5 protein-coding genes are annotated in these 12512 nt (G+C 67.5%); 3 read left to right on the top strand and 2 right to left on the bottom strand.

The window, feature by feature from the left end; translation table 11 throughout:
• Positions 1-49: 49 nt before the first annotated feature.
• The gene (locus tag ACSQ3Y_RS28515) at positions 50-2407 is read left to right on the top strand and encodes a hypothetical protein (protein ID WP_436179602.1); all 2358 of its coding nucleotides are present in this window, start codon (positions 50-52) and stop codon (positions 2405-2407) included.
• Here ACSQ3Y_RS28515 and ACSQ3Y_RS28510 read toward each other — a convergent pair.
• Both ACSQ3Y_RS28510 and ACSQ3Y_RS28505 read right to left on the bottom strand, forming a co-directional pair.
• Positions 2404-2892, bottom strand: a complete 489-nt coding sequence (locus tag ACSQ3Y_RS28510; RefSeq protein WP_436179601.1) for a hypothetical protein — start codon at positions 2890-2892, stop codon at positions 2404-2406. The genes ACSQ3Y_RS28515 and ACSQ3Y_RS28510 overlap by 4 nt on opposite strands.
• Before the next feature lie 535 nt (positions 2893-3427).
• Entirely contained in the window at positions 3428-4195 is a 768-nt protein-coding gene (locus ACSQ3Y_RS28505; RefSeq protein ID WP_436179600.1) for a hypothetical protein, read from the bottom strand.
• A gap of 219 nt (positions 4196-4414) precedes the next feature.
• On the opposite strand from ACSQ3Y_RS28505, the gene ACSQ3Y_RS28500 reads away from it, so the two are divergent.
• Entirely contained in the window at positions 4415-11695 is a 7281-nt protein-coding gene (locus ACSQ3Y_RS28500; RefSeq protein ID WP_436179599.1) for a PLxRFG domain-containing protein, read from the top strand.
• Positions 11696-12202: 507 nt separating this feature from the next.
• Positions 12203-12472: a hypothetical protein gene (locus tag ACSQ3Y_RS28495; RefSeq protein ID WP_436179598.1), complete on the top strand. Its 270-nt coding sequence runs from the start codon at positions 12203-12205 to the stop codon at positions 12470-12472.
• The last annotated feature ends 40 nt before the right edge of the window (positions 12473-12512 follow it).

The raw sequence follows: 12512 nt of genomic DNA, 5'->3' as shown, positions 1-12512 counted from the left end.
TCCCCGTCGTGCCCCGGAAGAATCCACCGAGACACGCAGAAAGCACGCCATGAAACGAACCCTTCGCCAGATCGCCCACGCAGGCACCGGCCGCCCTGTCCCCCGATTCGCCGACGGCGGCTATGTGGATGACTTCGAGCAATCCATGTCGGCCCAGCGCCAGGGCCGCCGCGCTTCCGGTCTTGCCCTTGCAGACCAAGCCAGCGCGGAATCCGAGCGATTCGCCCAGGAAGAACTCGAGCGCCAGCAGGCAGAGCAGCAGGCCGTGCCCGGATTCGCCAACGGCGGGCCCGTGGCTTTCGGCTCCCGTGGCCTCGAAGGCCTGCGCGACATGATCCCCAAGGTGCAGGCCATGGGCTATCCCCAGGCCGCGCCACAGCCCGCGGCCGAGCCGCGCGGCGCTGCCAGGCTCCGGGCCCTCATTCCTCAGGTGGAGGCCATGGGCTACAAGCAAGCCAGCGCGTCCCCGGAGCCGCAATACTTCGCGGAGGGCGGGTTCGTGAAGCGTGTGCAGCAGCTGTTCGGCATGGACCCCGAGCGCAATGCGCGGATCGCCGCCTACAAGAACCAGAGCGCCCAGGAGCGCGCAGCTGCAGCGCCCGCGCCCGTACCGGCCCCAGCACCAGCCATCGCCGACTACGCCGGCATGGGGGCGACAGAGCGCCGGGAGAAGGCCGCGGGCCTGAACAACGGCGGGCACGTGCGCGGGCCAGGCACGGGCACCAGCGATTCCATCCCAGCGCGCCTGTCCGATGGCGAGTTCGTCCTGCCTGCGGATACCGTCCAAACGGTGGGGGTGCGCCGGCTGCGCGACCTGGTGCGAGAAACGCACACGCCTGTGAAAGCCTCAGCGCGCAAGCACCACTACGTGAACGGCGACCTGGTCGAGGAGCCCAAGCCCAACAGCTTCGGCGACCAGGCGGCCGCTGCACGTGATGCCAGCGTGAGCGTGGTGCCGACCGGTGTGCCAGCGGCTCAAAGCCCATCCCTGGACAGCCGAGTGGCCAGCATTCCCTCCGGCCCGCAGTCCGTGCCCACGCCCGCGGCTGATGGCTCGCAGAACAGCTTGGCCAACACGGAAGTGGGGCGCAACGTGGCCAACACGCTTTCGGCCGTGCCGGGCCTGGGCGGCGTGCGCCAGGTGGCGGCCACCGGCGGCGCGATCAGCAGCGGCATCAACGCGGCATCCCGAGCGATGAACGCTACAGCTGCGGCTGGCGCTGCGACCGCTGCGGCGCCGTCGCTCGCGGCTGCTTCGAGCAGTCCACCACCTGCAGCTCCCGAGCCTGCCTTCCAGCCGCGCACCCTGGCGTCCATCGCGGCAGGAACCTCCGCTACCGACACGGGCACACCGCCGCCTGCGGCTGCCCCCAGCACCAGCAACGTCACCCGCGTGGGCAACAGCTACTCGGGCGCCAACGTGGCCGGCGACATCACGGTGAACGGCCAGACGCCCCGAGGCGGCTACATGAACACCGGCGACACCTCGGCCGCGCGGACGCCCGATGCATCTGCCTTCCCGGGCCAGACGGCAACGCGGTCTCCTGTCGGTGATCGCGTCTACTTTTCCGACCGCTCTGGCTCTCAGCCCAGCGCCCAGAACATGACAGCTGCCGACCGCCTTTCCGCCTTGGCCCAGGGCGAATCTGAGCGCCGGGTGGGTATCGGCCAGGCCACTGGCCCAGGCTCCGGCCCAGTCATGCCAGGCAGCTTCACTGGCGGCTTCACGGGCGTCATCGGCTCGTCCAGCACCCAGGGCAACATGCGCGGCCGCACGCCAGAGCAGCGGCTGCGCGATGCAGAAGTCTCGGCCAGCAGCATCACGAATACTCGGAAGTGGGGCGGGAAGGGCGCGGAGAACAGCGACTCCATGATGGCCTACCGTGCCGCTCTTCAGCGCGACAGCAACAGCGTCCAGAACGAGGCCGCTGCCGAACTGGAGGGCATGCGCCAGACTGGGGGCCTGCAGCGCGAGGGCCTGCAGCAGGCAGGCGCCACGCAGCGTGCCAATGCGGCCAACCAGATCGACCGGGGCCGGCTCTCGCTGGCACAGGTTGCGGCGGGGTACTCCAATCGGGCGAGTGATCGCGCTGAGCGCGCGCAGATGGATCTCGAGCGGGCGACCACGCCCCAGGCCCAGCGCACTGCTCGCGCGCGGCTCATGGCTTTGGCAGGCAAGACCGATGACGATTCCTGGGCGCACTCGCCCGGCGGCCAGTCGGTGGACCCCAAGACGGGCCTGGCCGTGACGCAGCCGGGAGTGATCTACAACCGGCGCACGGGGGAGACGCGGACGGAAGGCGCGCAGAGCAGTGCTCAAGCGGCCCAGTTCGAAATCGGGAAAACCTACGTGGACGGCAATGGCAAGCGCGCCAGATACACCGAGAAGGGCTGGCAGCCTGCCTAGTCGACCTTGCGGGCGCTGGATGGATCGAAGCCTCCCGGCGCCTGCTGCCCAGGAATAGGCGGCGCAAATGCTGGCCCGGCCGTGACAGCTGGCGCCGGCACCTGCTGCCCGAACTGCGGCGCCACGGCTGGCGGGCTCTGGAGTGCTGGGATCTCCACAACCGAAGTCATTGGGCCAAGGACCTGGCCCACGGTGGCATTCACCACCATGCCCAGCGTGACCAGGGCCAGCGGCAGCAGCACCACCCCCACCACCAGACCCGCGCTCGATGTCGTGGTGCGGGCCTCGCGGTCCGTGGGCCACTTCAGGAAGGCAATGGCCCAGGGCACCAGCAGGCCCACCACGGGCACCAGCATCAGCAGGGCCCAGGCGCCATTGAACCCGGCGCGGTGCAGGATCCGCCAGGTGGGCACGACGAGCAGCGCCATCAAGGGCGTGATCATCAGCAGAACGATGAACCAGTGTGCGGGGCTGAATGTTCCCATGGCGGGCTCCCAGATGTGTAGACTCCTGCGCACTTGCAGGGGAGGCGCTACTGGATTCTGCGCAATGCAGGCCGTCCGCTACTCGGCGGCAGCGGTTCAGGTTCTGACGGCGTAGCTGGCTCAGCTGGGCCGCTTGTGGTCGGAACGGCGACGCCAATTTGTTGAAACACTATCTCAGCTTGAGCACAGCTGTTTGCGGCGTCAGCGGCCCCGTGATTCAGCGCGGCAAGTTCATAGTCCGCCACCTTGCGCTTAGTGCGAAGGCCGTCAACAAGCGCTGCGACTCTCCGGCATAGGCTTCGTGCTTGAGGGTCTTTCAACTCCGGCGCGGGATTTCTCAAGCGATTAAGCAACTGCTGGTGCGAACCGCCATGTGGGCCGGTATTAGTTCCAGGGCTCGGGAATGTCCCTTCCCACTCTAGACAGCCGTGGTAGACCGAGTAGTAAGCGCGGGAGATCGCACTGCGGTATCCAGCTTCTGTCGCAAAGTCACAGATTTGCTGGGCAAGCGTCAACAGTTCGCGGGCGGCAACCGTCATTGCAGTTTCACGCCAAGAAAGCCGAGGCTGAAACCGGGGCGGTCCAGATCCTTATCAACCAGACGCCCCGTCAGCTCCCAAGTCAGCTGCGCCGCCTCGGCGGGGCTGACCGACAGCGGCCATTCCACGGACACGGCAGGGCCGCCCCTTGTCGAGGGCAGGGCCACGATAGACAGCGCGTAGCTTGCCCAGTTGCGGCGAGCTTCCCTAAGAATATCCCCGGCCTCATCAAACATTTTCGCAATATGCGAATCTTCAATCCCTAGTTCCGCGATGACTTTTGCCGACGACTTAATGGTCTCTATAAACGCACTTCCCACAAGCACTTCATTACGCATGAGGGCCTCCTCCAATGTCTTGTTGGCAGTAGTGAATGCGCCCAAGGCGATAGCACCATGCATCAGGTGAAGTAGATTCTGATCAGAGCGACGTGCGATAACCTTTGGAAGCAGGTCCTGCCCAGCAGTTGCACGCCCCATATTCACGTAGTGGTGAAAGCGCATGTGAAGCGCAGTATCCAGGTGGTGATTGAGTTCCAGGTTCCGACACCAACGCTCGACCTCGGTATCGTCGCCCACAAGGGAACCCAACTTCGCAAGGATGAGATTCCCGGCCTCCAAGTTCGTCTTGGACAGATCCATGGCGCGCGCGTGGAGGTCAGAAAACAGGGCGCGGTCGATTTGATCCCAGGTCTGAACAGTGTTCTGGAAGTCGTCGAACCCCTGGTGCAGTTCTTCGGCAAGAGAGAGGGGGACAGGATTCACGCGGGAATTCCTGGGAGAGCAAGGGCCCTGCGAAGGGGGCCACATGTAACGAAAAAGTAACCAGACATCGGCCTGATAGTACACGGCGAGGCTTACAAGGCAAGAAGTAAAAGGCCGGGCGGTGCAGTGGGATGTCTCGCCGGCGCGGCTTGCGGGCGTCCCACGCACAAGCCCCAGTAGGGTTTGCCGCCCGCTGCCCCCGTGGGAAGACTGCGGGGCATGGCACTCGACTTCGATCCCCAATCCGCCCGGCTCCCAGCCGAACCTTCCGACGCGTTTGACCCGACGACGGCGCAGCCGCTGCGAAAACGCACGCTCGCCGCCATCGCCAACGACACGGTGATCGAGGCGGCGAACGCGGCTGCCGGAGGAGTGTCGGCTGCGGCCAACTTCATCAAGCCCGGCAATGCGGTCTCGGGCTTCATCGACAGAAACATCATCCAGGCGGGCGAGGCAAACCAGTCCGATGCGACGAAGGCGGCTAAGCAGACCTTCCGCCAGGACGTGGCGCAGGCCGAGGGCCCCATGGATGAGCTCGGCGCCGTGGGCCGCTACGTGGTGGACAACCCCGTGCTGTCGGCGGCGCAAGCCGTGGGCTCCTTTGCAGGCCCAGGCTTCGCCGTGAAGGGTGGCAATGCGGCTGCGCGGCTCGCGGGCGCCAGTGCCCAGAACGTGGCGCGCGGCGGCCTGGCCGGTGGCGCTGCAGCAGGTGCGGCCATGGCGGGCGGGGATGCCGCGGGCACGGCCTACGACCTGGCCAGCAAGGCCGGCGCCACGGAGGAGCAGGCTGTGCAGTCCGGGCGCAATGCCAGTGTGATCCCGGCCATGATCGGCGGGGCCAGCGGCCTGGTCGGTGCTGAGCGCCTGTTTGCCGGCGGCAAGGCTTTCGCGGGCAACGCTGCCTCGCGTGCGATCAAGACCGGGCTTGTGGAGGGCGGGGGCGAAGCGGTGGAGGAGGGCGTGACCCAGTACGAGGGCCAGCGCGCGGCCATGCCATACGACAAGACCATCGACCCGACGAAGGGCGTGGCGGCGGCGGCCGGCATGGGGGCGGCGCTGGGTGGCATCACCGGCGCGGGCACATCGCTGCTCACCGGCGGGCACGGCGCACAGGCTGGCCAACCTGCAACAGGTGGCCAACAGTTGAACCCGGCCGACGATCCCAGCGTGGGCAGCACCGCTGCACCTGCGCCCGTGGCCCCGGCCGCCCCGGCAATCGATCCCACCGCGGGCCCACTGTCCAAGGCCGCAGCCATGGCGGGCAACCTGCAGCTGACGCCCACGCCGGCCCCCACGCCAGCGCCCGCCGCCGCAGCACCCGCAGCTCTGGCACCGGACGTGCTCAGCGCGCGCATCGACATGCTGCCGCCAGCGCAGCGCCAGGAGGCACGGTACAGCGAGCAGCAGCTGCAGCGCGCAGATCTCCCGCCCGGCGTGCGCACGTTCCACGAGAACCAGCTGCGCACGTTGACGCAGCGCCCCGATGAGCTCAACGCTGAGCCCGTCGCGCCTGTTGGCCAGCAGCCCGTGGGCGAGGTGGTGCCCGGCTTCGATGCGCGCCAGCCCGCCGAGAGCCTGCCGAACTGGGTAACCCAGTACCAGGACGAGCAGCTGCAGGGCGAGCAGTATCCGGAGCTGGTGGACTCGCTGAACCGCCTGCCGGGCGAGGCGCGCGCGGCCATCGACTACTACCGCTCCGGCCAGTGGGATGCGCTGAAGGACCACTTCCACGCCACTGGTGGCCCACGCCAGGACGAAGCGGCGCTGGACGCAGCGTTCGCCACCCTGACCGCCGCCGACCGGAGCATCACGCCGGCGCAGCGGGTGGAGGCGCTGCGCACCGTCAACGCTTCCCTGGACGACGAGCTCGGCGACTTCGGCACCGACAAGCAACTGGACGCGCCAGCACCACGGCTGAGCTTGGCGCCGCAGGGGCCGGCCACCTACGATGGGGGAATCGACTTCGAGCCCACACCCGGCGCGGCTTCCGGCCGGCCACCTGCAGGGCCCAGCGCTGAGCAGCAGACCATCGCCCGCCTGGCCTTGGCCGAGAACATCGAGCCCGGCTCGCCCCTGGCCCTGAACCGCGCGCACGCGCTGCGCCGCGCGGCCGCAGCCGAGGGCATCGCCATGTCGGTGGTGCCCCACCCCTCGGGCCGCGGCTACGACGTGGCGCCCACCGCCCGCCTGGACCCTGCCGCGCGCGCAGCCATGCCGCAGGACGAGGGTGCCGCATCCCTGCCGTTCGACAGCAGCACGACCGGCCGCATGGTGGCCGGCCAGCAGGGCGTGCGCACCGAAGCGCGTGCCGAGGCTGTGGCCCGTGCGAACGAGCAGCAGCAGGCCCGCATGGCTGAGGAGGCCGAGCGCCAGCGCCGCGCCGACTTGGGGCTGAGCAGCACCTCCCCCGTGACGCCCAACACCGATACAGGAAATCCTGTATCGCCCGTGAGCAACGCAGGAAATCCTGCTTTGACCTTCGACACCGGGCCTACGGGCCGGATGGTGGCCGGCGCCAACGGCGCTCAGCAGACGCAGCAACCCCAGGAGAACGCCAGTGCCCCTCAAGCCAATCAAGCCCAGCAAGCGCAATCGCAACAACCGCAAGCGCCGGCAGCACCAGCCCCAGCGGTAGAGGCCCGCAACCCCACCTGGCGCCGCAACGCCATGGCGGCCAACAAGGTCGCGCGCGGGCTGGGTATCGATCCCAAGGGCAAGACCCTCGCGCAGGTGGTGGGCGAGATCGATGCGCGCGATGCGCAGGCCGGCGGCGCCTCCGGGGTTGCCCCGGGAGCGCCTGCCGCCCAGATGGCTGAAAAATTGCCGGCATCCTCTCCCGGCACCGCCCAGCAGCAGCGTGACGACTTCAGAGAGGCCGAAGCCAAGCGCACCGCACCAGGTGCCCGCGCACGCGCTGCAGCCGCAGAGGCCAATCCGTTCAAAGCCTTCATCGCCAAGCACGGCATCGCCTTGGATCAGCGCAGCGAGTTCGCGCCCGGCGCGGCCGAGCAGCGCCGGGCGATGGTGTCGGGTTACGGGCCTATCTTCCGCAAGTCCGGCAAGCCACTGGACAAGCTGGCCCAGGCGGCAGTGGAGGAAGGCTTCCTGGCCAGCCCCGACGAGACGGCACTTTATGACCTGGTGGGCCAGGCGCTGCGCGGCGAGCGCATCGTGGCGCAGTACACCCCTGATGCAGCCGAGAACGAGATGCAAAATCGCGTTGCGCGCCAGCGTGAGATGGAGGAAGATGCAGCCTCTGCCGTGGCGGATCTCTCCGACTCGGCGCTGTTCGAACTGAACGACGACGACATCGTTCTGAGCACCGACAGCAACACCAGTACAGCAGACTTTTTGCGCGCCCTGGGCGCCACCGAGCAGGAGATCCAAGATGCCATTGCCAACGAATCAGCAGGAGCGCAAGCAGGCGATCAAGGCCGCCGTGGCCCTCAAGAAGCTGACGCCCGAGCAGCGCAAGGCCGTGCTGGCCAAGGAAATGGGCAAGCGCGCCCTGGCGTAGCACAGGACCTGCTGGGCGATGCACCCCCCAGTGCATCGCAGCAGCAGGCCACCACCGAGCGCGCACGCCGTGCGCAGCAGGAGCAGGCCCGCCGCAACGCCGCTCCAGAGGCCTCCGAATTCCGCCTGGGCATGGAGGACGCCCGAACCGGTCGCGAGGTCGACCCGAGCCAGGGCGAACTGCTGAACGGCGTTGCCGATGATCCTGGCAGCGAGTACAGTTCCACCGATGGACGCGCTCAAGAACCCACCCAACCCGACGATGGATTCGGACCAACAACTGGTCGAGCCCGTGGTGCGGCCGGGGAGCGTGTGCGGGGGGATGGTGGCGCCGTACCGCGTCGGACCGCCTCTCTCGTGGGACTTGGAATCGCCGACCGAATCCAGCAAGCCGGCAGCCAAGCCCTCCTCGGGCAACGAGTAGACAGCCCCCAGCGCCTGGCCGAACTGGCCCAGGTCTTCCGCGATCCCCGCTTCGAGACCTTCCGCGTTTTCCTGATCAAGGATGGCCAGGTGGTGCACTCCACCGGTGTGAGCTCGCGCCTGCCCGGCGAGACGCCCACTCAGCCGGCTGGCATGACGCGTTCCGAGTACCTTCAGGAATTCCGCGACAACATGCAGCGCACGGGGGCCGACAGCTACTACGTGCTGCACAACCACCCGTCAGGCAATCCCACGCCCAGCCGGGCGGACATCGAGGCTACGACGAACCTTGCCGCCCACGTGCCGGGCATGCTGGCCCATGTGGTCATCAACAGCAACAAGTACGCGGTGATCGACTCCAAGAACCACACCGGGCCGCTGGGCGACATGGTGCGGTACCACGATTTCGGCGAGGAGAAGCTGCTGAAGGCCAGCAAGCCCATGGCGATCCTGGGCACACACATCGATGGGCCGGAGGGCCTGGCCATCGTGGGCAAATCCACGCAGCGGCCCGGCTGGATCACGCTCATCGGTACCGGTGCGGACGGCAATGTGCGCGCTGTGTCCGAAGCGCCGGCCAGCATCCTGACGCGCAGCTATCCCTACCTGGCGGCCACGGTGCGCCGGTTCCAGCGGCTGTCCGGTTCGGGCAGTGTGTTCGTGGTGGGCGAGGCTGGCGACATCGCCTCCAAGCCCGTGCGTGGCGCCCTGGCGTCCGGCATCATCACCGACGCACTCCCGGACGCCGGGGGCACGTTGCGCCAGCAGGGCGCGTATGCCGGAAGCGAAGGGTTCTCGAACACCAAGGGGCGCAGCGTGGCTCCCGGCACGCCGCTGCGCACCACGCCGGCCAGCGACGCAGATACCGGCTCGCGCGTGAACGAGACGCCGACGGCCTACTCCGAGCGCATCGGCGATGCCGTCAAGGGCCTGACCGTCACCAACATCAAGAAGCACGCCGGCTACAAGGCCAACGACTACATGAACCTCGGCCTGCAGTTCCTGGGCCGCCGGCAGCTGGTGGACGTCTACGGCGACATGCTGCCGCAGATGCAGACCTACAGCGACCTGATGGCCCAGATGGACGCCGACAAGAACGAGGCCGGCGCCGGCGCAGATGAGCTGGCCACGGCCTGGGGCAAGCTGCCCGACGAGCGCCAACTGGCCGAACTCATGCACGATGCCACGCGGGCCCAGATCGACCCGTCCAAGGCATTCGTGCCGGGCGACAACCAGACCGACTGGACCAGCCTGCAGCGCAGGTACAACGCTCTCTCGCCGGCCGCCAAGGACATCTATGCCCGGGCCCGCGACATGTACAGCGAGCATTCCAACCAGGTGCGCAGCGCCATCAAGGAGCGCATCGAGCGCAGCGGCATGGGGGGCGAGCGCAAGAACGCGCTGCTCAAGCGCATGGACGAGGAGTTCTTCGGCCGCATCAAGGGGGTGTACTTTCCCCTGGCCCGCTTCGGGCAGTACGTGGTGGTGGTCAAGGACCGCGAGGGCAAAGCCGTGAACGTCAGCCGGGCCGAGACCATGGCCGAGGCTGAAGCCACGCGCGACACGCTGCGCACGCCGTTCCCCGCCAGCCAGGGTTTCACCGTGGGCAAGGTGCTCAAGGCGAAGGAATTCCAGGCGGACCGCGACACCGTGGGCCGCGGCTTCATGGAGCAGCTGTACGGCGTGCTGGAGAAGCAGGGCATGGAGGCCAAGCAGCGCGCCGAGCTTGAGGACGCCCTGGGCCAGCTGTACCTGTCGAGCATGCCGGATCTCAGCTGGGCCAAGCACGGCATCCACCGCAAGGGCACGGCCGGCTTCAGCCAGGACGCGCGCCGGGCCTTCGCCCAGAACGTGTTCCACGGCGCGCGGTACTTGGCCAAGCTGCGCTACAGCGACCAGCTGCAGGACCAGCTCACCGAGATGGACAAGCACGTGAGCGCCCGCGATGACGCGCCCGGCTACGACTCGGTGCGCGCGCGCCAGGTGGTGGACGAGATGAACAAGCGTCACGACTCGGCCATGAACCCGACCGGCAATTCGCTGTCCAGCGCGCTCACCAGTGCCGGCTTCATCTTCCACCTGGGCCTGTCGCCGGCATCGGCCATGGTCAACCTGACGCAGACCGCGCTGGTGGCCTACCCGGTGATGGGCGCGAAGTGGGGGTTTACCAAGGCAGGCACTGCGCTGCTGCAGGCCTCGAAGGAAGCCGCGCTCAACAAGAACGACATCACCGGCGCGCTCAATGCCGACGAGAAGGCGGCCTACGATGAGGCGGTGCGCTCCGGCGTGATCGACGTGACCATGGCCCACGACCTTGCCGGCATTGCCCAGGGCGAGGACGCCAAGGCCAACTCCGGGCCCCTGGCCAACCTGTCCTGGAAGCTGCGGCCGGTGATGAAGGCTGCCAGCTGGATGTTCCACCACGCCGAGAAGTTCAACCGGCAGGTGACGTTCGTGGCCTCCTACCGGCTCGCGCGCCAGGCCGGCGCCGACCAGAAGACGGCCTATGCCGATGCGGTCAAGGCGACCTACGATGGCCACTTCGACTACAGCTCGAACAACCGCCCGCGGGTGATGCAGGGCAACGCAGCCCGGGTGCTGCTGCTGTTCAAGCAGTACGGCCAGAACATGGTCTACACCCTGGTGCGCAACGCCCAGCAGTCGCTGAAGGGCGCCACACCCAAAGAGCGCACCGACGCGCGCAAGGCGCTGGCCGGCCTGCTGACGATGCACGGCCTGGCCGCCGGAGCCCTGGGCCTGCCCATGGTCACCACGCTGCTGGCCGCCGCCTCGATGATCGGGGGCAGCGATGACGAACCATGGGACGCACAGGTGGCCCTGCAGAACATGCTGGCCGATTCCCTGGGCCAGAAGCCTGCCGAGGTGCTGGCCCACGGGCTCTCACGGCTGACGCCCTGGGACATCTCCGGCCGCGTGGGCCTGGACAAGCTGATCTTCCCGGACGTGCAGGAAGGGCTGGAGGGCCAGCGTCTGGCCGAGTCCGCCATGACTGCCGCCCTGGGCCCGGTGGCCGGCATCGGCGTCAACGCGCTGAAGGGCGTGCAGGCCTTGGGCGAAGGCCAGTACCTGCGGGGCCTGGAGAGCATGCTGCCCACGGTGCTGCGCAGCCCGATGAAGGCGATCCGCTACGGCAGCGAGGGCGTGAAGGACAAGACGGGCATCGTGGTGCAGGACGAGGTGGGCGCCGCCGAGCTGCTGGGCCAGGCCGCCGGCTTCTCGCCATCGAGCGTGCGCAACTCCTTCGAGGGCAAGAGCGCGATCGTGCAGCACGACCGTGCGCTGCAGGCCCGACGCAGCGCGCTGGTGGAGCAGTTCGCCATGGCGGCCATGGCCGGGGATGAGGCGGGCAAGGCCGAGGCGCGCGAGGCGGTGGCGGCCTTCAACGAGAAGAACCCCACGCGCCGCATCCAGGCTATGCAGCTGGCGCAGAGCGTGAACCAGCGGCAGAAGCGGATCCGGGAAGCGCAGGACGGGGTCTACCTGCCGAGCAAGCGCCGAGCCGATGCTATGGAGGCGGGGCGGTTTGCGGCCCCGGAGTGATACCCAGGATTTGGGTATCACTGTCCATGGCTCAAAATTGAGCCATCCCCAATTCACTCCCTTTGGAGTCATTTAGAAAGGGGGTGGTGAAACCGCACCTCCTTTTGGCGCGCGTTCAAAACCGACGAGGCGTAGGTTTTGCCCCCCGGGTCCTTTCCGTCGCAAGTCATTGATTTCGTTCAATTCCTGCACAGAACAGGAGTTGCTTGCCCCCCGGCGTGCTGAACGGGGTCGCCGTCCGCTACCCCCTTGCGCACATCGAAATTGATGGATTGATCAATCCGTCAATGCGGCGGCGAGCGGGTGACAAATCTCCGAATCTGCAGGGTCCGCTGGTTGACAGGTCGGGCATTCTGCAAGGTCCCACCCTGGCAGAAATTTCGAACTTTCGAAATGTCGAAATTCCCAGGGGTGTAGGCACGACCCTGGGTAAGGTCGTTCAAAGTGAGTCCGAGCCACTTTGGCCCGGCAGGCACCGCAGGCACGCGCCGAGCTACTATGCGCACCATGCTGCTGACCCTGCACATCATCAAGATTGAGTCCGGCGACTACCGTGCCCACGTGATGGAAGGTGCCCAGCACCTGGGCGACTACGAGGCCAGCAGCATCAGGGAGGCCATCCTGCTGGCGGCCGAGAACCCGCTGCCAGACCTGGCCGGGTTCCACCTCTGGTATGAGCATGTGTGCGCGGGCAGCGTGTCGGCCAGTAACATGCGGATTGACCCCGAGGGCCTGGCCCAGCGGCTGATGGCGCTGCATGGGCAGTTCAAGACCTGACGTTGATTTGTCCCGGTTTTGTCCCGTTTTGCAGTCAACG

Origin of the sequence: Acidovorax sp. LjRoot66 (assembly GCF_964253305.1) — a bacterium.
Classification (GTDB): Bacteria; Pseudomonadota; Gammaproteobacteria; order Burkholderiales; family Burkholderiaceae_C; genus Acidovorax.
Note: the sequence above shows the minus strand (reverse complement) of the source record. Positions and strands in the feature narration are given on the sequence as shown.

Excerpts from the sequence above, each read along its gene's own strand:
- ACSQ3Y_RS28515 (WP_436179602.1), top strand. The coding sequence starts at position 50 with ATGAAACGAACCCTTCGCCAGATCGCCCACGCAGGCACCGGCCGCCCT.
- ACSQ3Y_RS28510 (WP_436179601.1), bottom strand. The coding sequence starts at position 2,892 with ATGGGAACATTCAGCCCCGCACACTGGTTCATCGTTCTGCTGATGATC.
- ACSQ3Y_RS28500 (WP_436179599.1), top strand. The coding sequence starts at position 4,415 with ATGGCACTCGACTTCGATCCCCAATCCGCCCGGCTCCCAGCCGAACCT.
- ACSQ3Y_RS28495 (WP_436179598.1), top strand. The coding sequence starts at position 12,203 with ATGCTGCTGACCCTGCACATCATCAAGATTGAGTCCGGCGACTACCGT.